This window comes from Zhongshania sp. (genome assembly GCF_047636175.1).
Classification (GTDB): Bacteria; Pseudomonadota; Gammaproteobacteria; order Pseudomonadales; family Spongiibacteraceae; genus Spongiibacter.
In genome coordinates this window covers 39,256-58,469 of sequence record NZ_JBLIKC010000010.1, presented here as the reverse complement: position 1 = coordinate 58,469, position 19,214 = coordinate 39,256, and the positions used below count along the sequence as shown (strand labels likewise).

The 19,214-nt window shown below is 49.4% G+C and carries 18 protein-coding genes; 9 read left to right on the top strand and 9 right to left on the bottom strand.

Annotated elements, in window-relative coordinates:
- Positions 1-9 precede the first annotated feature (9 nt).
- The 3 genes from ACI955_RS07795 (at position 10) to ACI955_RS07785 (ending at position 3,987) form a co-directional block, all read left to right on the top strand.
- Positions 10-2,070 carry a DUF3604 domain-containing protein gene (locus ACI955_RS07795; protein WP_415243174.1) on the top strand — a complete coding sequence of 687 codons (2,061 nt, stop codon included), beginning with the start codon at positions 10-12 and terminating at the stop codon, positions 2,068-2,070.
- A 119-nt stretch (positions 2,071-2,189) separates the two neighbouring features.
- A complete protein-coding gene (locus ACI955_RS07790) occupies positions 2,190-2,975 on the top strand; it encodes a hypothetical protein (RefSeq protein ID WP_415243173.1) in 786 nt (261 codons plus the stop codon).
- On the top strand, positions 2,962-3,987 hold the full coding sequence (locus ACI955_RS07785; protein ID WP_415243172.1) for a HupE/UreJ family protein: 1,026 nt from the start codon (positions 2,962-2,964) through the stop codon (positions 3,985-3,987). The genes ACI955_RS07790 and ACI955_RS07785 overlap by 14 nt, the downstream gene beginning before the upstream one ends.
- 19 nt (positions 3,988-4,006) lie before the next feature.
- Here ACI955_RS07785 and ACI955_RS07780 read toward each other — a convergent pair whose 3' ends face one another.
- Positions 4,007-4,831 carry a hypothetical protein gene (locus ACI955_RS07780; RefSeq protein WP_415243171.1) on the bottom strand — a complete coding sequence of 275 codons (825 nt, stop codon included), beginning with the start codon at positions 4,829-4,831 and terminating at the stop codon, positions 4,007-4,009.
- A 69-nt stretch (positions 4,832-4,900) separates the two neighbouring features.
- On the opposite strand from ACI955_RS07780, the gene ACI955_RS07775 reads away from it, so the two are divergent.
- Together ACI955_RS07775 and ACI955_RS07770 are read left to right on the top strand one after the other, a co-directional pair.
- Positions 4,901-5,707, top strand: a complete 807-nt coding sequence (locus tag ACI955_RS07775) for an alpha/beta fold hydrolase (protein WP_415243170.1) — start codon at positions 4,901-4,903, stop codon at positions 5,705-5,707.
- 91 nt (positions 5,708-5,798) lie between these two features.
- Positions 5,799-6,665 carry a DUF2971 domain-containing protein gene (locus tag ACI955_RS07770; RefSeq protein WP_415243169.1) on the top strand — a complete coding sequence of 289 codons (867 nt, stop codon included), beginning with the start codon at positions 5,799-5,801 and terminating at the stop codon, positions 6,663-6,665.
- A gap of 14 nt (positions 6,666-6,679) precedes the next feature.
- On the opposite strand, the gene ACI955_RS07765 is transcribed toward ACI955_RS07770, so the two are convergent.
- The gene (locus tag ACI955_RS07765) at positions 6,680-8,281 is read right to left on the bottom strand and encodes a GMC family oxidoreductase (RefSeq protein ID WP_415243168.1); all 1,602 of its coding nucleotides are present in this window, start codon (positions 8,279-8,281) and stop codon (positions 6,680-6,682) included.
- Between the two features lie 119 nt (positions 8,282-8,400).
- Positions 8,401-9,201 (bottom strand): pseudouridine synthase, encoded by an 801-nt coding sequence (locus tag ACI955_RS07760; RefSeq protein WP_415243167.1) that lies wholly within the window; start codon positions 9,199-9,201, stop codon positions 8,401-8,403.
- Between the two features lie 103 nt (positions 9,202-9,304).
- On the opposite strand from ACI955_RS07760, the gene ACI955_RS07755 reads away from it, so the two are divergent.
- Positions 9,305-9,808, top strand: coding sequence for an SRPBCC family protein (locus ACI955_RS07755; RefSeq protein WP_415243166.1), 504 nt, complete (start codon positions 9,305-9,307; stop codon positions 9,806-9,808).
- 21 nt (positions 9,809-9,829) lie between these two features.
- Here ACI955_RS07755 and ACI955_RS07750 read toward each other — a convergent pair whose 3' ends face one another.
- The 4 genes from ACI955_RS07750 to bioA form a co-directional block, all read right to left on the bottom strand.
- On the bottom strand, positions 9,830-10,399 hold the full coding sequence (locus ACI955_RS07750; protein ID WP_415243165.1) for a YtfJ family protein: 570 nt from the start codon (positions 10,397-10,399) through the stop codon (positions 9,830-9,832).
- Positions 10,400-10,554: 155 nt separating this feature from the next.
- Positions 10,555-10,965 carry a secondary thiamine-phosphate synthase enzyme YjbQ gene (locus ACI955_RS07745; protein WP_415243164.1) on the bottom strand — a complete coding sequence of 137 codons (411 nt, stop codon included), beginning with the start codon at positions 10,963-10,965 and terminating at the stop codon, positions 10,555-10,557.
- A gap of 84 nt (positions 10,966-11,049) precedes the next feature.
- Positions 11,050-11,868: an ion transporter gene (locus ACI955_RS07740; protein WP_415243163.1), complete on the bottom strand. Its 819-nt coding sequence runs from the start codon at positions 11,866-11,868 to the stop codon at positions 11,050-11,052.
- A 6-nt stretch (positions 11,869-11,874) separates the two neighbouring features.
- A complete protein-coding gene (bioA, locus tag ACI955_RS07735; RefSeq protein WP_415243162.1) occupies positions 11,875-13,176 on the bottom strand; it encodes an adenosylmethionine--8-amino-7-oxononanoate transaminase in 1,302 nt (433 codons plus the stop codon).
- Positions 13,177-13,456: 280 nt separating this feature from the next.
- Here bioA and ACI955_RS07730 point away from each other — a divergent pair, with 280 nt between their 5' ends.
- Positions 13,457-14,821 (top strand): class II fumarate hydratase, encoded by a 1,365-nt coding sequence (locus ACI955_RS07730; RefSeq protein WP_415243161.1) that lies wholly within the window; start codon positions 13,457-13,459, stop codon positions 14,819-14,821.
- 28 nt (positions 14,822-14,849) lie between these two features.
- Here the strand turns inward: ACI955_RS07730 and ACI955_RS07725 are convergent, their stop codons facing one another.
- Positions 14,850-15,323, bottom strand: coding sequence for a thiol-disulfide oxidoreductase DCC family protein (locus ACI955_RS07725; RefSeq protein ID WP_415243160.1), 474 nt, complete (start codon positions 15,321-15,323; stop codon positions 14,850-14,852).
- Positions 15,324-15,365: 42 nt separating this feature from the next.
- Positions 15,366-16,028 (bottom strand): arylesterase, encoded by a 663-nt coding sequence (locus ACI955_RS07720; RefSeq protein WP_415243159.1) that lies wholly within the window; start codon positions 16,026-16,028, stop codon positions 15,366-15,368.
- Here ACI955_RS07720 and ACI955_RS07715 point away from each other — a divergent pair.
- Together ACI955_RS07715 and ACI955_RS07710 are read left to right on the top strand one after the other, a co-directional pair.
- On the top strand, positions 16,015-16,710 hold the full coding sequence (locus tag ACI955_RS07715) for an ABC transporter ATP-binding protein (RefSeq protein WP_415243259.1): 696 nt from the start codon (positions 16,015-16,017) through the stop codon (positions 16,708-16,710). The genes ACI955_RS07720 and ACI955_RS07715 overlap by 14 nt on opposite strands.
- Positions 16,707-19,202 carry an ABC transporter permease gene (locus ACI955_RS07710; RefSeq protein WP_415243158.1) on the top strand — a complete coding sequence of 832 codons (2,496 nt, stop codon included), beginning with the start codon at positions 16,707-16,709 and terminating at the stop codon, positions 19,200-19,202. The genes ACI955_RS07715 and ACI955_RS07710 overlap by 4 nt, the downstream gene beginning before the upstream one ends.
- Positions 19,203-19,214: the final 12 nt, after the last annotated feature.

The following is a 19,214-nucleotide window of genomic DNA, read 5'->3' as shown; positions in this document are numbered from 1 at the left end:
GATATTGCAATGACTGCGTGTTTCTCGGCAGTTTTCAACGGATTTTTAAGAACGTTACGGTTTGTCCTGTTCGCCTCTTTAGCCTTGGTTTTGGTGACTGTGGTATATGCAGAGGAGTTGGTTAGTGAAAATTCTTCTGAAGATCAGGGTGGCTATCGCGAGTCGCGACAACCTTGCTTAAACCGTGATCCGCAGCGTCAGGTTTTTTTTGGTGATACTCATGTTCATACTAAATATTCTTTAGATGCTAGTACCCAAGGTACCCGCACCTCGCCGGCAGATGCCTATGGTTTTGCCCGTGGTGCAGAAATTGGGGTACAGCCCTGGACGGCTGATGGTAAACCCCTGCGGCGCTTGCGCTTAGAGCGGCCCTTAGATTTTGCGGTGGTGACCGATCACGCAGAATTATTTGGGGAAGTGGAAATGTGCCAAACACCGAGTTTTGAGACTTACACTAGCTGGCAATGTAATGTTTATCGAAACTTTCCTCGCGCTGCTTTTTTTCTTTTTAACACCCAATCTTCCCGGGGCAAACGCCTAGGTATGTGTGGCGAAGATGGGGAGTTCTGCCGCGACGCGGGATTACGTCCTTGGCAGGAAATCCAGCATGCCGCGGAAGCTGCTTATGACAGAAGCGAAGATTGCGAATTTACCAGTTTTGTTGCTTATGAATGGACGGGAGCGTCTGACAATCTCGCCAATTTGCACCGTAATATATTATTTAAAAATAAACAGGTTCCCGCTTTGCCTCTCAGTTTTATCGATACCCCGTCAGCGCCCTTGTTGTGGGATGCCCTAGATCGTGACTGTGTTAATGCGGGAACGGGCTGTGAGGTACTTGTGATACCGCATAATTCGAATCTGAGCGATGGCTATATGTTTAGCTTGACTCGCGATGATGGCGCGCCCATCACCGCCGAAGATGCCAAGCAACGGGCGAGGTTGGAGCGTTTGGTTGAGCTGATGCAGCACAAGGGTAGCTCTGAATGTTTTTACGACCCCTTAAATAGTGCCGATGAGCTATGCGGTTTTGAACAACTACCCTACGGGACTTTCGCGGATAAATTTGTCGGTAAAATATTGCCATTTATGAGTAAGCCGGCCAAACCAGATGCAGGGTTTATTCGCGATGTTTTACGTGATGGTATGGCGCAGGAACAACGATTGGGGGTGAACCCATTTAAACTTGGTTTTATTGCTAGCTCAGATACCCATCTAGGCGCGCCGGGTGCGGTGGCAGAAAAAGGATTCTTGGGGCATGGCGGCGCAGGAGTGCCGGTTGGTGAAGAAGTGCCAGAAGGTCTACCCGATGATTTAGAGTTTAATCCTGGCGGCTTAGCGGCAGTATGGGCGGAGGAAAATAGCCGGACGTCTTTGTTTGAGGGCATGCAGCGACGCGAAACCTATGGCACCAGTGGCCCGCGTATAAGCCTGCGATTTTTTGGCGGTGATGAGGCTTTGCCAGACGATATTTGCGAACGCCGTGATTATGTTGCACTAGGTTATGAGCACGGCGTCGCGATGGGCGGCGATTTAAGCTTGCCGGATGTAAGCGCGTCGCCCGTGTTTACCGCATTTGCAAAAATGGATGCTGGTCGTTCCGGTCGTCCCGGAATGCCGCTGCAGCGAATTCAAATCATTAAAGGTAGTGTTGATGATAAGGGTCAGCGTAATGAAAAGGTGATTGATATTGCGGGTGACGCCGCCAGTGGTGCGGGTGTTAATTTAAAAACCTGTGAAACCTTTGGTCGCGGATATACCCAACTATGCGGTCGCTGGAAGGACCCGCAGTTTGATCCCGCCGAGTATGCTTATTACTACGCGCGTGTCGTCGAAAATCCGAGTTGCCGTTGGAGTCAGCAAATATGTGTGGCGGCAAAAGTTAACTGTGACGATCCCAGCACCATAAAATCAGGATACGAGCAGTGCTGTGTCGCCGCGCATCGACCTATTATTCAGGAGCGGGCGTGGTCGTCGCCTATTTGGCTTTCGCCTAAGGCCGAGGTAAGCCTTAGGCCGATGGCCGTCAATAAGCAAGACTCTAATGCTGTCGAGGGTCTTCTGCCTTGAGGCGAGAATTGTTCTCGCGACTATTGCATTTTTTTATTATCGGCTTCGCGCTCTACAGTGTTTCTGCTACCTATGATAAACATCAGCAGCGCTATATAGATTGTCTTTCTGAATCACAGTTGAAAGTTTTAACATCTGATTGGACGCGCAGTACTGGCCGAGCGGCGACGCCGATTGAACTCAGTCATTTAGCGCAAGTTGCTTTGGATGAGAAAATGCTAGTGAAGGAGGCCATGCTGCAAGGTTTGCATAAATCAGATTCCGTCATAAATCAGCGCTTGCTTCGAGATGCGGACTTTTTGGGTTTAGAGGGAAGTGTAAAAGACAAAATTGATGCAGTAATGACTATGAATATGCCGGCGAGCGATGAGGTTATTCGTCGTCGCTTAATTCAGCTTTTGCAGCATAATATGACAGAGCTTGAGGAGGGCAGTTATCCCTCTGCAGCGCAGTTAGACCAGATATACGCCGAGAGCAAAGAGCTCGGTCTAGTTGCAGCGCGTTTTAGTTTTGAACATGTGTTTTTTGACTCTGATGACGGAGAAGCAAAAGCGCGAGTGGCGCTAGACGCGCCCGTGCCTAATCAGGGTGATGTCTTCTTGGATGGCAATTATTTTTCTAACATGACGCTGGTGTCGATCACCTCAAAATTCGGTGAAGACTTTAGTCTTGCCCTAGTGAACACAGATACACCTGTGAGTGACTGGTTTGGGCCGCTGGAATCAGTTTACGGATTTCATCTGGTGCGTATTCTGCAACGTCACGATAGCTATCGGCGTTCGCAGGCAGATATGGCGCCAGTGCTAGCAGATCGTTGGCGGCGAGAGCGGCAAACCCAAGTCTGGGCTGCATATATTGACAAACTGCGTGATAAATATCAGGTGGTTTGTCATGCGAATACTTAGTGCTTTACTGATGTTTTTTTGCCTTTGCAGTGAGCTTAATGCGCATAAACTGGCGCCGTCTTTACTAGAACTTAGGGCGTTGCCCGGCGGTGCGATTGGGCTTGTATGGAAGACCCCGGTTTTAGCGGCAACTTTGCCTACTGTGGTCTTGCCTGAATCCTGCCGCACTATAGATCGTATTGAGAGAATAGTTCGTGATGGCGCAGTAGAGCAGCGTTATACCCTTGCCTGTGCAGCGCCAGTGTCCTCCTTAGTGTTTGCTATTAACGGACTAAGTGAGTCGCGTTCTGCTGCGCTACTGCGCTGGTATGGCAGTGATGGCGGCGAGCAACAGAGCTTAATAGGCTCGGATGAAGATCGTTTTTCGCCGGCGCTTGTCAATAGTAATGGGCCGCCGATATTGCAATTTACTGGCCTCGGTATTAAGCACATCCTTATTGGCAGCGATCATCTCTTATTTGTTTTGGGTTTGTTACTGATTGCCGGTAATCGCTATCGCCTACTCATCTGGATAAGCGCTTTTACCGTCGGTCACAGCATCACCTTATTTCTAGTCAGTATGGGTGTCATTCCACATTGGCCTGCTATGGCTGAATGGCTCATTGCTGCGAGCGTTTTAGTCATGGCGCTGTATGCGGGCAGGTATCCGCACAGCGATGAATCAAGAAATTATAGTAAAGGCTTTACAGCCTTAGTCGCGGTCTTTGGTGTGTTGCATGGCCTGGGTTTTGCGGCGGTATTAGAAGAGCTTAGGGTGCCCAGTGGCGACATGCTGCCTGCGCTTTTGGGCTTTAATATAGGCATTGAGCTTGGACAGGTTTTCTTTATTGCCATGGTGACAGTTGCACTAATGATAGCTAAGCGTTTGTTAGTGGCTAGGCTCCAATGGCGAATTCGCGTCATAGCTATGACGCGTTCGGCAACAATTTATGTTATGGGCTCAGTCGCTGCTTACTGGATGATTGATCGTGGCATCGTTTTATTTGAAGCCACGTTTCGCAGTATTTACTAAGTTAAATATGAGAGCGGCGTTAAGGTTTTGACGCCTCGGCGTCAGCGGCGACTTTGGCTGCGACAGGTGCAGCTTTTCCTGGGTAATTTTTCATGTTAATCAGCGGGTGAAATGCTATTTCTATGCCTTCTTCGATGTTGTTGCTGCGGCTAAGAATTTTTTTGCGTCTAACAAAGCCCTTGTCAGATTTGCGGGAATCGATCCCGTGCAAGGTATCGATACCACCGCGACTAGAGAACAGTGGCTTGCCTTCGGTAGTATAAATTGTAATCAGTAGTGACGCGCCTTTTATAACTTGCGTCCAATTGAAATCGGTTGGCACGCTGGAGGTGGTGCCTTCTGTGGCCGGTTCGCGTGTTACGCCGTACCAGCGGGCATAGTGTTTCATCCCCGGGCTATGCTGCACGTCGTGTTCGATAAGATCAGTAAATACCACTGCATCGATGTCGTTTTGTGCCTGCAGACTTTGCAGGGTAGCGGACATCACTTTTTGCCAGCCAACGCGGTCTACTTTCCCGGTAGTAGGGTCATAAAAATTACCGTAGGTTAGTAGCGCTTGCTGCCAGGCATTATTAAATAAGTGGTTTGGCGCAAGGCTTATGCCGTTGTCTTCTAAATAGTCTTCTACCATACCGTCAACTTTATCAACGCTATCGCGTAATACTGAGCGAGTCGGTTCGCCGCTGACATTGACGGTTGCCAGAATGATTTTCTTAAGCGGCTTTTGTTGTATGTCTTCACGACTGATAAAATAGTCGTAGGTGGTTGGGTTGTAATCTGTTGAACTACAGCCGGTAGTTACTGCGGCGCCAATTAGCGTCAAGATAAGCAGAATAAATCGCACAATGAGCCCTTTTTTATTGAAAATGCCTGCGCATTCTAGCAATGGCCATAGGTGAAGAGAAGCGAACATATGCCCAGAGTAGTGAGATTGCATACTGAAGTGAGTGGGAGTGGGGCTGTCAGCGTAGTTTTATTACACGGCCTGTTTGGCTCGGCGAGTAACTTGATGGCAGTTGCACGTTGTTTAGAAAACTATTTCACGGTAATTCGCATGGATCTTCGTAATCACGGTAAGTCGGCGCATAGTGATCAAATGGATATTCCGGTCATGGCCGAAGATGTTGTTGCGGCTATGGACGCGCTGGATATTCCAAGGGCACATTTACTCGGGCACTCGCTTGGTGGCAAAGTCGCGATGCAAGTCGCAATAACACAGCCCAAGCGGGTGCTGCGCTTGATCGTTGCTGATATCGCTCCGGTGCGCTACGGGCGCGGCCACGACGCAATTATTACTGCATTGCTGGGTCTTGATTTACGTTCACTAAAAAACCGCGAACACTCAGATCAACTGCTAATGAAGGATGTGCCCGAGCTTGGAATACGCCAATTCTTACTCAAAAATTTAATGCGCGACGGCAAGGATGACTGGGCGTGGAGAATGAATCTGGCGGTGATCGCTGAGTTGTATGACAATCTTCGAGATGCACCATCTCCTGAACCATTTAATGGCCCAAGCTTGTTCATTCGCGGTGAAAAGTCAGGCTATATTCGCGACGAAAATCGGGCGCCGATGATGCGTCAATTCCCCAATATGTATTTTGAGACCATTCCTAAGGCGGGTCATTGGCTACATGCGGAATACCCGGCTATTTTTAATAGTCTGGTGGAAGAGTTTTTGCGGGCTGATGAGGCAGCGTACGAGGGTGGCGTGGCATAAGCTAAGCTAAGTTAAATTTGTTTGCGGTGACCGTTGCGAAATTATAGCGCTCATAACACGACAGTAAAGCGGCGGAAGTCGAGGAGTTGATATGATAAGTAACATCACCGAAGCCTTATTTTCTGAACAGCCCCAAGAAACCCTATACCACTACACATCACTCAGTGGCGTTCTCGGTATTATCGGTAGTCGCACACTGTGGGCCAGTGATATTCGTTATATGAATGATTCTGCAGAATTGCGTCATACCGCAGACTTGCTTGCCAATGAGGTCGCTAAACGTATTAACCAAGTTCATCCCCGGCCGCATTTATTGACTTGTTTTTTGGACTGGGTAAAACACCGTATTACCAACGGTCATATATTGTTTGGCGCGTCGTTTCGTTCAAATGGTAACTTGTTGAGCCAATGGCGCGGCTATAGTTCGGTGGGCAAGGGTGCCAGCCTAGGGTTTAATCCCAGCGCGGTGGTGGCCTGCGCGGCGAAGCAGCAATTTCGGATGGGGCGGTGTATCTATGATCACTTGGCGCAGCAAGCCTTAATTGCGCAGGTGATCGATTCAGTAGAAGTATTGGCCGATGGCATTGAGGACGGCGTGGAGCGTACCGTTTACCATCAGTTGTTTGAGCATCTTGAGAGTGATTTACTGCGCCTAGCGGCCATTCTTAAACATCCCTCGTTTGAGGAAGAGCAAGAGTGGCGACTGGTATCGCCAGTGGTTTCAGATTATCGTGACGCCGCGGTAAATTTCCGTGAAGGTCGCAGCATGCTAGTGCCCTATATGCGCTTTTCACTAGTACTGGACGACAGTAATGCCGTCGATCTAGATCATGTGTATTTAGGGCCCACACCAAATATTAGCTTGTCGATGAACTCGATGAAAATGTGTCTAGACAAACACGGTATTCGCCCCCTGAGTGGCATTGAATACTGTCAAATTCCCTATCGCCAAAACTGACTTTCACGAGGCGCTCAGCCCTTATTCTCGCCCAGTATAAAGTCAGCACAACGCTCGCCTATGAGCACGGTAGTCGCATGGGTATTTCCCGATATTAGGGTGGGCATAATGGACGCATCTGCGACCCGAAGCCCTTCTATACCATGTACTTTTAAACGGTCGTCAACCACGGCCATGTCATCGCTGCCCATTTTGCAGGTGCCTACAGGGTGGTATACCGATTCGCCGGTATTGCGAATAAATTCCAGAATATCTTCATCGCTTTGGATCTCAGGTCCAGGCAGCAGTTCTTCTCTGCGATGTTCATTAAAGACAGGAGCTTCAAAAATACTGCGAGTTTTGCGCACCGCCGCAATCATTTTTTGACGATCGCCTTCGTCGGCAAGGTAGTTGTGTAGCAGGGCCGGTGCATCTTTTGGGTCGTTGCTGCGAATATGCACGTGGCCGCGACTTTTTGGGCGTAAATAGCACACGGTTGCGGTCGTGCCGGGCACCGTTATCATCTTACCGTTGTCGTCTTGCGTCCCAGCTGCCGGAGTAAAGTGAATTTGCGCGTCTGCGCGTTGCTCGGCGCTATCGGTTTTAAAGAAAACACCGACCTGTGAGGCGGGATGCACCAACATGCCTTTGCGTTTAAAGGCCAGCTTTGCAAAGGTCGCTATCATGGCCAGCGGCCGTGAATCGTCATAGAATGTTTTTAAGCCCACAAATGAACGCTGGGTATTTACGGTCAGGTGGTCCTGCAAATTTTCGCCGACACCCTTCAATGCGGTGTGAACTTTTATGCTGTGTTGCTGCAATACCGCTGGGTTGCCGACACCCGATAGCTCTAATAATTGGGGTGAGTTAATGGTCCCGCCACACAAGATGATCTCGCTGCGGCAGCGAGCGGTAAATTGTTTACCCTTGTGGATATAGCGCAGCGCGGTCGCGCGATTGCCTTGGAACTCTATTCTGCTTGCCAGAGCGTGGGTTAAAACGTTGAGGTTGGGTCTTTCCATCGCAGGCTTCAAGTGGGTCTTAGCAGTACTTTGGCGCAAGCCATTGCGAATGTTCACTTGATAGAATCCCGCTCCCTCTTGATTTTCTCCGTTGAAATCCGTGTTTGCAGGGATGCCGGATTCAGTAGCGGCCTGAATATACATATCGGCCAAAGCGTACTTGTCGCCCACGTTATCAACCCAGAGCTGACCGTCGCTGCCATGATAGTCACTGCTGCCGTTAGTGTTGTGTTCGCAGCGTTTAAATATAGGGAGTAGGTCGTCGTAGCCCCAGTTGCGATTGCCTAACGCTGCCCAGTGATCGTAATCCTCTCGCTGGCCACGAATGTACACCATGCCGTTGATTGAACTAGAACCGCCCAACAGTTTGCCTCGCGGCTGGTCGATACGCCGGTTGTTCATGTGCGGCTCGGGCTGGCTTTGGTAACACCAGCTAAATTGTGGGTTCTTCATGGTAAATGCGAAGCCCAGCGGTATATGTACCATGGGATGGCTATCTTTACCGCCCGCTTCGAGCAGCAGAACGCTGTGTTTGCCGCTAGCAGAAAGACGGTTGGCTAGGGCGCAGCCGGCAGATCCTGCGCCGACAATAATATAATCATAATGAGTTAGCATACTTGGTTTCCGCGTTACCCCGCTTGAGCGTTATTGGTTTTTGCGACGGGAATATTGTTATATCCGTTACCATACGATTAGGGGATGCCGGATGTAAGTTATAATTTTGTAACCTTTTACTATTGCCATTCCGGTGGCAGTAAGTCAATCCATGCAAAGCGACTGAGAAGATCTGAAAAGTGCACATCGATTGGCGCATTGATGCATATTTCAAGGCCGCTTACCGGGTGTTGAAAGGTTTGCTGTGCAGCGTGTAATAGCAGCCTGGGGCATTGAAGGTGTTCTGCAAAGTAGCGATTATGGCGACCTCGGCCGTATTTGGCGTCGCCAATAATAGGGTGGGATATATGCTTTAAATGGCGACGTAACTGATGGCGTCTGCCGGTCTGCGGTTGCAGTTCTAAAAGCGAATAGCGAGACTGGGGATAGCTTTCAATCTCGACATCCAGCTGGTATTGCCCCAATAATCGAAAGTCGGTAACGGCGGATTGTTTCGCCGCTACCTTGCTCTTGGCAATGCGCTGGTCGGTAATTTCTGTTAACGCGTGGTCGATACGGCCCGCTGAGGGGCAATGGCCGCGAACGACTGCCAGGTAAGACTTTTTAATTTGCTGATTGCTGAAGGTGTGTCCCAGTTTGCTTGCCACGGCGGCACTGAGGCCGAATAATAAAGCGCCGGACGTGGGCTTGTCTAAGCGATGAGCTGGATAAACATACTGGCCAATTTGGTCGCGGAGTATCTGGATAGCAAAGCGGGTCTCGTGGCGATCAATTGGGCTGCGGTGAACTAATAGGCCGCTGGGCTTATTTATCGCGATGATATATTCGTCCTGATAAAGGATATTTAGCTTTTCAGCTGTCTTTGCTACTTGCTCGAAATTTGGCATTTGCCTGCTGATCTTAGATGAAGACTTTGTCATATTTACGTTCATGTCTTGTTAGAGAATTACCGCTGATGTTAGATTCCCGCATACAGGCGCAGTTGGCCTGATTAGTGAGAGATCACTTTATTGGAGAGTTCGCGTGGCAAATAAGTACCTGTGTAAAACCGTCGACATGACATTTTTTGATGTCGCCCCGTTTCGCTATGTTGCCGAAGTGGAGGTGAAAGTCAGTGCGGCAGACGTATTTGCATCTTTCGAGAATGCTGACGACTGGCCGCGTTGGGCTATGCCTATCCAAAAAGTGGAGTGGACTGCGCCTAAACCCTTTGGTATAGGCACCACGCGTACGGTCAGTATGATCGGCGGCCTTGTGGGTTATGAGGAGTTTATCGCGTGGGAGTACGGACGGGAAATGGCTTTTTGCTTTACCCATGGCAGCAAGGACAATATTGAGTCGTTTGCAGAGCGCTATGAGGTCGATGCAATCGATGAAAATTCCTGTCGCGTACGCTGGACAATGGCGATGAAACCCAAGGGGGTCAGTAAGTATTTTTTACCGGTATTCAGTCCGATGATGCATTTAGGTGTAAAGGCAATGCTGCGCAGATTTGCGCGCTTAGTTGAAGGCCGCCGCTGTTTCTAGCGGCCCTCGCGGCTAAATGGCTTAGCTTTTGCTCTTTGCTATCTCTTCGTCTAGCATCGCGATAATAGTATTAATATCGTCTGCCGACAATTTACCCTGCTTTAGGTAGCGAATTTTACCCTTATAATCCACCAAGATAAACGCCACGGTTCCCTGTTCCAATTGCCACGCGGCAAGACCATGGCCTTCCTCATCCGCTACAAGCACCGCCTCTGGGTGCTCGCGTTTGTTCTTGACTAGCTCACCGCTAACCAGTCCCGACGTGCCCCACAGCGCATCATCTAGATTAATAATACTGATTGACTGGAAGCTGCCTGGCTCATAGTTCGCTTGGTTGAGACGCTCTTTGAGCGGCGCGATAATCGAGTCAGCAGACATTCTGGCGGCGACGTGGAAAACCAAGGCGGGTGTGCCTGTGCTTATTTGCGCTGTCGACCAAGGTTGATGGTGTATTTTGTCGTTATCCAGTATGAGCTCACCTTTGGATGGAACCTCAAAGCTCGGCAGGGTGCCGTTAACTTCGATAGCGCTGCAAAAGGCCGACGCCCCTATCATTGATAGGCTTAATACAATATTTTTAATACTACTCATGGAGTAAGCACCTAGTTTATTAGTGTTGAAAAAATCTGGCCCAGAATACCACAGGCTTTAAGACCTAAAAATGACGCTTAGTTCATATTGTTTGCCCATGTATATGGGTAAAGAGGTTACTAGTTGCAGATTAACGCAAACTGAATACGGGTGGCTCAACTGCCGATATGCATGATGATATTACGCCTTGTCGCCGCATGCCGGTGCTCCCACAGGTAAATGCCCTGCCAACTTCCAAGGGCGAGTTGACCGTCGATTATTGGTATGGATAGAGAGGTTGCGGTTAGTGAGGCTTTTATATGAGCGGGCATATCATCGCTGCCTTCAAGCGTGTGGGTGTAGAGAGGGTCGTGCTCGGGCACCAAGCGGTTTAACCAGTGTTCCAAGTCTCTGCGGGCGCTGTCATCATAATTTTCTTGAACCAGAAGGCTAGCCGACGTGTGCTGAATGAACAGGGTGCAGAGACCATCTTGGCCGCGATATAGCCGGGATATAGTTTCGCTGATCATACTCGTGACACTGTGCAAACCTTGGCCTGAGACCGTCAAAGCTAGTCTTTCAATCATGCAGTGCATCCCCTTAGAATTAGCTGATCACCTTTTGGCACAGTATATTATGTCGTTTTAATCGGGCTATATTTTTTTGAGTTTTTAACTAGGTGGAAGCAGTTTGTCGCCGCAGTGACGGCAGAAGTCAGAGTCTTTTTCATGGCCAAATTTCTTACAACTATCGCATTGCTTATTACTAATATTACGTTGGCTTTCTTGTATTAACTCGGCACTTAGAATACCGGTAGGAATAGCGATAATGGCATAGCTGGTGATCATAGCCATAGCGGCGACTAGCTGGCCCAGTGGGGTGCGCGGGGCGATGTCGCCGTAACCTACGGTGGTTACTGTAACAATGGCCCAATACATACTGCGCGGCAAACTCGTGAAGCCGTTTTGGGGGCCTTCGATGAGGTACATTAAAGCGCCAAAAATAACGATAAGTGTGAGCACACATACTAAAAAAACAGATATCTTTCTGCGCGAAGATACCAGTGACCGAATGAGGACGTTGGCTTCGCTCATATAATGAAATAATTTGAAAACTCGAAATACCCTCAGGACCCGAAATATTCGAATGATCAAAAGATGTTGGGCGCCGGGTATTAGTAAAGATAGATAAGTGGGTATGGTAGCCAGCAGGTCTACCACACCGTAGAAGCTGAAAATATAGGCTCGACGGTTGGGCGAACAATAAATGCGCGCCGCATATTCCAGTGTGAATAGCACCGTAAACACAACTTCTGCTGCGAATAGCCAGTCTCCGTATTTTTGATGGATGGTGGCAACGGAATCAATGAATAGTGCGGCAACACTGCTTAATATTATAATAATTAAAAAAATATCAAAATTTCTACCCGCACCAGGTTCCGTGCCAAAAATAACGGTGTGCAGCCGATTTTTAAGATTCACTGTTGGCATGCTAAATTATTCCTCTTCAGTCACAGCAGCAACAATACTCCGGCATAGCTGAGTTAGGTCTTGATCACTAATAATATAGGGAGGCATGGTATAAACCAGTTTGCCAAAGGGCCGCATCCAAATACCTTTATTGATAAATCGCGCTTGAATACTCGTCATATCAACATTGTCTTTAAGTTCTATTACGCCTATTGCTCCTAGGCAGCGTACGTTTGCGACAGAAGTTAATGACGCTGCATGGCTAAGTTCTTCGCGGAGGATAGCCTCTATTCTTTGGATATTAGTTTGCCAGTCACTGGCCAATAGTAGGTCGATACTGGCGTTGGCGATACTGCAGGCTAAGGGGTTACCCATAAATGTGGGTCCGTGCATAAAGACGCCAGCTTCACCATTGCAAATACCTTCTGCTATGCGGTCGCTGCACAGGGTAGCGGCTAATGACAAATAGCCCCCCGTTAAGGCTTTGCCAAGACACATAATATCTGGACTGATCTCGGCGTGTTCGCAGGCAAATAATTTACCAGTGCGACCAAAGCCGGTCGCAATTTCATCGTGGATTAATAAGACATCATACTCATCGCAGAGCTTGCGCAGTCGGCGAAGATAGTCGCCACTGTAAAACTTCATACCGCCAGCCCCTTGTACAATGGGCTCTATAATCACCGCGGCCAGTTCTTGATGATGCTCTTTTAATGCGCTGGTGATGGCTGCCATGTCGGTGTCGCTGGCGGCATTGCCAAACGCGGTGCGGGGGGATTCAATAAAGATATGTGACGGTAATACTTTATTGAATAAGTGATGCATGCCGGTCACCGGATCACAGGTCGCCATCGCACCAAACGTATCGCCGTGGTAGCCATTGCGCAGTGCAAGCAATCGAGTTTTATGTTGGTTGCCAGTGGAGTACCAATATTGCAAGGCCATTTTAATGGCGACTTCAACCGCAACCGAGCCGGAATCTGAGATAAATACCTTGGTGAGGGCGGCTGGCGTTAGGTCTACCAGACGCTTTCCTAAGGTGGCAGCGGCGGGGTGAGTGATGCCACCAAACATAACATGGGACATATCGCTTAACTGTGCGGTGGCAGCGGCATTTAGAGCTGGGTGATTGTAACCGTGGATAGCCGACCACCATGACGACATACCGTCAATTAGCTCGGTGCCATCAGCTAAGGTGAGCCGCACACCTTTTGCAGAGACTACCGGAATCATTTCTACAGGGTTCAGCATGGATGAATAGGGATGCCAAATATGATCTTTGTCCCATTGAAGCCATTGTTCGGTAGTGGCATTGTGGTAGTCAGACATTATCATCTCCCTGTTAATTTACGTTATTTTAAGCATTTAGCGGCGATAACACGAGGGTATCGTGTCTGTGGCCATGCAATGTTTGGAATGGCGCGGGGTGATATCGCCGAAAAGGTGTTTAATGAACTCATTTTACTAAACGGGCGGTGATAATAATGTCACTATCAGTGCTGAAAATGGCGGCGTCTGCAGCCATTAATGACTGGCGGTGATAAGGTTTAACTGTAATAGATACGATACTGGTCGCAGCTGTGATACTCGTGAGAAGGAAGAAGCAACTATGAGCGATTACCGGATTGAGCGTGACAGCATGGGCGAGATTTCTGTGCCAACAGGTGCTAAATACGGCGCGCAAACACAGCGTGCCATCAATAATTTTGCAATCAGTGAACTCACCTTACCGAGCCAATTTATTGCGGCTATCGTTCGTGTCAAACGCTGCGCAGCCATGGTGAATCACAAGGAAGAATTGCTGTCAGAGCCCCTATTCCAAGCCATCACCACCGCCGCAGATAAGTTGCTTGCGGGGGCGTATAGCGAGCAGTTTCCCCTCGATGTGTTTCAAACAGGCTCGGGTACGAGTACCAATATGAACGTCAATGAGGTCTTGGCGAATTTAGCCGCTGAGCAAAGTGGCTTAAGCGTTAGTGCCAATGATCATATTAATATGAGTCAAAGCAGTAATGACGTGATCCCAACGGCCATCCACGTCAGTGCGGCTATGGCAATACAGCATCGCTTGCTACCCGCACTAGAATACTTGGAAGCCACCATACGCGAGAAAGCGCGCAGTCTAGACAAGGTGATAAAAACAGGCCGCACTCATTTGATGGATGCAATGCCCTTAACCCTAGGTCAAGAGCTCAGCGCCTGGGCTGAGCAAGTCCATAAGTCTAAAAATCGCTTGCTCGAATCTCAGCAATATCTGTGTCAGTTAGCGCAGGGTGGAACGGCGGTGGGCACCGGCGTGAATGCGCCGGACTTATTCGCAGAAAAGTTCTGTGCCGCCATTAGTATAGACACCGGTATAGAATTTGTACCTAGTCCATCTTTATTTGAAGCGCTGTCTTCTCAAGACACTGCCGTGGCGGTTTCTGGGCAACTAAAAGTACTTGCTGTTACGCTGATGAAAATAAGTAATGACTTGCGGTGGATGAATAGTGGGCCACTGGCAGGGCTAGCGGAGATCCGCTTAATCGCCTTGCAGCCGGGCAGCAGTATTATGCCGGGAAAAGTGAATCCGGTTATTCCCGAGGCGGTTGCGATGGCGTCTGCGCAGGTTATTGGCAATGACAGCTGTATTACGGTGGCGGGTCAGTCAGGTAATTTCCAACTTAATGTGATGCTGCCGCTGATTGCTTACAATCTATTACAGAGCATTGATTTAATGGCGAACTCTTGCCGTGCAATGGCAGATCAAGCTATTACTGGTTTCGAAGTAAACGAAGACGTACTGGCGGCGAGCGTGGCTAAGAACCCAATATTAGTAACCGCCTTAAATCCTATTATTGGTTATTTGGCGGCGGCTGATATTGCCAAAAAGGCCTACGCACAGCAGCGTCCAATACTCGACGTCGCGGAAGAGATGACAGATCTGAGCCGAGAGCAGTTAAGCGAGTTATTAGACCCCTTAAAGTTGGTTTGACTAGCTGTTTTAGTGGACGACGCTACAGTTAAGGTTTCAAGGTGGCTCGGTTAAAATTTAAAAAGCGGTTATCGTGATCCGGGCTTGGCAGGGTGCACTGAGTATATTTTCCGAAAAGCTGGTAGCGACGGCAAGCAATATAATCGTAGACCCAGTCTCGAATAAACCGTGGTACGATCTTGAAAATACACAGCAGTCGCCAGGGGTAGGGAATGGTGGCCATGATAGCCAAGAAAGCCGTGCTTTTCTCATAAACCTGGCCTTGCGTTAAATAATACATGGTGTCGTATCGACCTTGCTGGGTGTTGGCTTGATTCAATTGATAGTAGGCCATGAGTGCGAGACCTTCGTCAGATTGCACTGCCGCGAGTTTAATTTTCTGAGTTTTATCAAATCGAATAATAAAACGACCCCAGGCGTGACATAGCTTGCATACGCCGTCGAACAAAATCACCTTATCTGCGGCCTGTATTGCAGCTAATTGGTCGGCATCTGTCATCATGTGTCCCGCTAGGTTTGATGGGAATCGTTGGCTTACAAAAACTTAATCCAGCATTGCTCGCAGTGTAGGCAATACATTCTGTAATATCAGCGGCTGGGCCTCAGCGGTGGGGTGTATGCCATCACGCTGCATCAGCGCGGGCTTGCCGGCTACGGACTCGAGTAAAAAGGGAACCAGAGCCAGTGTGTATTTGTCCGCTAGCTGAACGTAATTTTGCGCAAAAGCATCGGTGTAGCGTTTACCGTAGTTTGGTGGTATTTGCATGCCAATGAGCAGTACTTTGGCGTCAGCATCCATACTTTTGCTGATCAATGTCTGCAGGTTTTTACGTATCCCTGATGCGGGATAGCCTCTTAGGCCGTCGTTGCCTCCTAGCTCAATGACCACAATATTGGGTTGGTGTTCTTTTATTAGTCGCGGTAGGCGCTGTACTCCGCCTGCGGTGGTCTCGCCGCTGACACTGGCATTGATGATGATCGCGCGATCAGCCAGCGCGGTTTGCAAGAGATAAGCCCAGCCGTCTTGCTGGCGAATACCGTAGGCGGCACTCAGGCTGTCGCCTAGAATCAGTATTTTATGACTGGGTGCGTCAGCAGCAGTGGCGAAAGTAGTACTCAGAATTAGGCTAATTAAGCCGCCAGACAATAGTATCAGCCGCACAAGTGCCGTGCTGCTTGAATGGATAAGGGAAATAAACTTCATCATGATTTGTGTTAATAATCTCTGTAAGACGGTTGTCACCGGTGGGCAGCAATTAGACATATTGAAAGGGATCAGCTTTGAAATCAAGGGAGGCGAGAGCGTTGCCATCGTTGGTGCATCGGGAGCGGGCAAGTCGACGCTACTCGGATTACTGGCAGGCCTTGATAATGCCAGCAGTGGCGATATCTTTTTGCATAATCAAAATATCAGTGTGATGACTGAAGATCAGCGGGCCGCGCTGCGTGCACGTCACGTTGGATTTGTGTTCCAGTCATTTCAATTATTGCCAGGTATGACAGCGCTAGAGAATGTGATGTTGCCACTAGAGTTGGCTGGCCATCGTTCGCCCGCTACTGAGGCTAAGCAGTTCCTAGATAAAGTCGGCTTGGCCGAGCGTGGCGGTCATTATCCCCGCGTATTATCAGGTGGTGAGCAGCAGCGAGTTGCCTTAGCTAGAGCTTTTGCGGTTAGCCCTGACATTTTGTTTGCGGATGAGCCTACCGGTAATTTAGACGAGCACACCGGTCAGCGGATTATTGATTTACTCTTTGAGTTAAACAGTCAGAGTAAGACTACTTTAGTATTGGTGACGCATGAGGCAGTTTTGGCGCAACGCTGCGAACGTACCTTGGTGATGCATGACGGTCTGCTGCGTGAAGAGCCGGTCGCCGGTACCACGGTATGATTATTCGTGGCATGCGCCATTTATCGCGAGCATGGCGCGGTGGAGAGCTGGGCTTACTGGGTTTTTCGCTGGCCTTGGCAGTAGCGATTGTCAGCGGCATCGCGGGGTTCTCAGATCGGCTAAGCCGCACGATGGAACAGCAAAGCCACCACTTTTTAGCTGCAGACCGAGTTTTGAAAACCGCGCGCACGGTTCCCAGTGAATGGCTTGGCGAGGCTCAGTCTCGGGGTTTGCGAACCGCGACGGTGGCGAGTTTTCGCTCCATGATTTATGTTGGTGACGCCATGCAATTGGCCTCGATACGCGCAGTTTCAAACGACTACCCGCTACTCGGCGAGCTGGGTGTGAGCGATCAGCTATTCGGCGCACCGACCATGCAGGCGGCTGGCCCCAAACCCGGTGAGTTATGGATGGACTCGCGGCTGTTCACCTTGCTAGATTTGAAAGTCGGTGGCTCTGCCGGGTTAGGGGATAGCGACTTTACTGCCAGTCAGGCGCTGATAAGCGAACCAGATCAAGGCAATATCAATGAGATGCTGGCGCCACGCGGACTGATTAACTACGCGGACCTAGCAGCAACAGATGTTGTCCAGCCCGGCAGCTTAGTGCGTTACCGCTATTTATTTGCCGGTGCCGAACAGGCGCTGGAAGATTTTGCGCAGTGGTTATCGCCGCAATTAGATGAAGGGCAGAGCTGGCAGGATGTCCGTGATGGTCAACCGGCGATGGCTGCGACCCTGCAACGTGCAGAGGGCTATTTATTATTAGCTGCGAGCCTTGGTGTCGCGCTTGCGGGCGCGGCGATTGCCTTGGCTGCGCGTCGCTATGGCGAACGCAACACGGACAATGTGGCAATAATGAAAGCGCTGGGGGCGAGTCGACGGCAGGTATTAAGCCATTATACGACCCAGCTCAGTTTACTTTGCTTAGCGGCCATCATCGTTGGCGGTGTTGGTGGTCACGGTTTGCAGTGGGCTTTATTTGCCAGCCTGAAAGAACTTATTGCGGTGGATATTCCCCCCGCTAGCTGGCGTCCGCTCATGGTGGGGGCAGTAACTGCCTTTGGTTGCACCGCGGTGTTTGCGATGCCACCGGTGTTTGCTCTTAGTAAAGTTTCGCCACTGCGGGTATTGCGGCGCGGGAATGATGAGACCGGCACGGGTTTGTTGCTGAGCGCCCTGACGGGCATCTTTGGCATTGGCTTGCTAATGTTCTGGTATAGCGGTGATGTATTGCTGAGTACGGCGGTATTAGGTGCCGCATTGGTGACTGCTTTGTTGGCCAGCGTGCTAGTGCTGTTTTTGATTTCATTCGCCCGTCGAGTGTTTCTTGGCCGCGCTGGCGGTGCACTGCGCATTGCTTTGGCGGCAATTTATCGGCGCCGTATTGGCAATGCCTTTCAAGTTGCGAGTTTTGCCTTATCGCTGATGGTGCTCACCTGTCTTGGTGTGCTTCGCACGTCATTAATTGAGGACTGGCAAATGCAGATGCCAGTTGATGCGCCCAATCATTTTTTGATTAATATTCAACCATCAGAAATTGCAACGCTAGATACTTTTTTTAAGCAGCATGATTTGAAAGACGCTGGCCTGTACCCGATGATCCGCGGCCGATTGACGCATATTGATCAGCAGGAATTAAATGAAGTTAGAGGTCTTGATGCCAATAGCGGCAGCATAGATAGGGAACTGAATTTAAGTTGGGCATCTGACTTGCCTGACGATAATCGGTTGCTGTCCGGGAAGTGGTGGCCAGACCTTCCGGCTCAGAACTCAGATGTGATACCCGTGTCGGTAGAGTCTGAACTTGCGGACAAGCTAAACCTGACAATAGGTAGCGTGTTGTCGTTTAATATTGGCGGGCAGTTGCTCAAAGCCCAGGTGAGCAGTATTCGGAGTTTAGATTGGGCCAGCATGCGGCCGAATTTTTATTTTATATTTCCGCCGCAAAGCTTAGAGAATTATGCGGGGAGTTATATCACCAGTTTTTATTTGGCGCCTGAAAAAAAGGCCTTGCTCAGTGATTTACTTAGGCAGTTTCCCACCGTGACACTTATTGAAATTGATACGATTATCAAACAAATGAAAATAGTGGTGAGTCAGGTCAGCACCGCTATTGGGTTGGTGTTGATGCTAGTAGTAGTGTGTGCCCTGCTGGTTGGGGTGGCTAATGTATTAGCCAGTTTAGATAGTCGCCTGCAAGAGAACGCAATTTTGCGAACCCTTGGGGCGAGTAAAAAGTTAATTGTGAGTGGCTTGCTAATGGAGTTTGCGGCAGTTGGTTTACTATCTGGTTTGCTCGCGGCGCTGGGGAGTAACATCGCTTTATTTGGTTTGCAGTATTGGGTATTAGAAATGGATGTCGCTGTGCATGGCGGGGTGTTTATTGTGGCACCGCTGATCGGTGTACTTACAATGTGTACTCTAGCTTGGCTGTCTTGCCGTAAATTAATTACTCAGCCGCCATTGGTGGTGTTGCGCCAAACCCTTTAGGCGGTATTTGGG

Excerpts from the sequence above, each read along its gene's own strand:
- ACI955_RS07795 (WP_415243174.1), top strand. The coding sequence starts at position 10 with ATGACTGCGTGTTTCTCGGCAGTTTTCAACGGATTTTTAAGAACGTTA.
- ACI955_RS07785 (WP_415243172.1), top strand. The coding sequence starts at position 2,962 with ATGCGAATACTTAGTGCTTTACTGATGTTTTTTTGCCTTTGCAGTGAG.
- ACI955_RS07775 (WP_415243170.1), top strand. The coding sequence starts at position 4,901 with ATGCCCAGAGTAGTGAGATTGCATACTGAAGTGAGTGGGAGTGGGGCT.
- ACI955_RS07770 (WP_415243169.1), top strand. The coding sequence starts at position 5,799 with ATGATAAGTAACATCACCGAAGCCTTATTTTCTGAACAGCCCCAAGAA.
- ACI955_RS07765 (WP_415243168.1), bottom strand. The coding sequence starts at position 8,281 with ATGCTAACTCATTATGATTATATTATTGTCGGCGCAGGATCTGCCGGC.
- ACI955_RS07760 (WP_415243167.1), bottom strand. The coding sequence starts at position 9,201 with ATGACAAAGTCTTCATCTAAGATCAGCAGGCAAATGCCAAATTTCGAG.
- ACI955_RS07750 (WP_415243165.1), bottom strand. The coding sequence starts at position 10,399 with ATGAGTAGTATTAAAAATATTGTATTAAGCCTATCAATGATAGGGGCG.
- ACI955_RS07745 (WP_415243164.1), bottom strand. The coding sequence starts at position 10,965 with ATGATTGAAAGACTAGCTTTGACGGTCTCAGGCCAAGGTTTGCACAGT.
- ACI955_RS07740 (WP_415243163.1), bottom strand. The coding sequence starts at position 11,868 with ATGCCAACAGTGAATCTTAAAAATCGGCTGCACACCGTTATTTTTGGC.
- bioA (WP_415243162.1), bottom strand. The coding sequence starts at position 13,176 with ATGTCTGACTACCACAATGCCACTACCGAACAATGGCTTCAATGGGAC.
- ACI955_RS07730 (WP_415243161.1), top strand. The coding sequence starts at position 13,457 with ATGAGCGATTACCGGATTGAGCGTGACAGCATGGGCGAGATTTCTGTG.
- ACI955_RS07725 (WP_415243160.1), bottom strand. The coding sequence starts at position 15,323 with ATGATGACAGATGCCGACCAATTAGCTGCAATACAGGCCGCAGATAAG.
- ACI955_RS07720 (WP_415243159.1), bottom strand. The coding sequence starts at position 16,028 with ATGATGAAGTTTATTTCCCTTATCCATTCAAGCAGCACGGCACTTGTG.
- ACI955_RS07710 (WP_415243158.1), top strand. The coding sequence starts at position 16,707 with ATGATTATTCGTGGCATGCGCCATTTATCGCGAGCATGGCGCGGTGGA.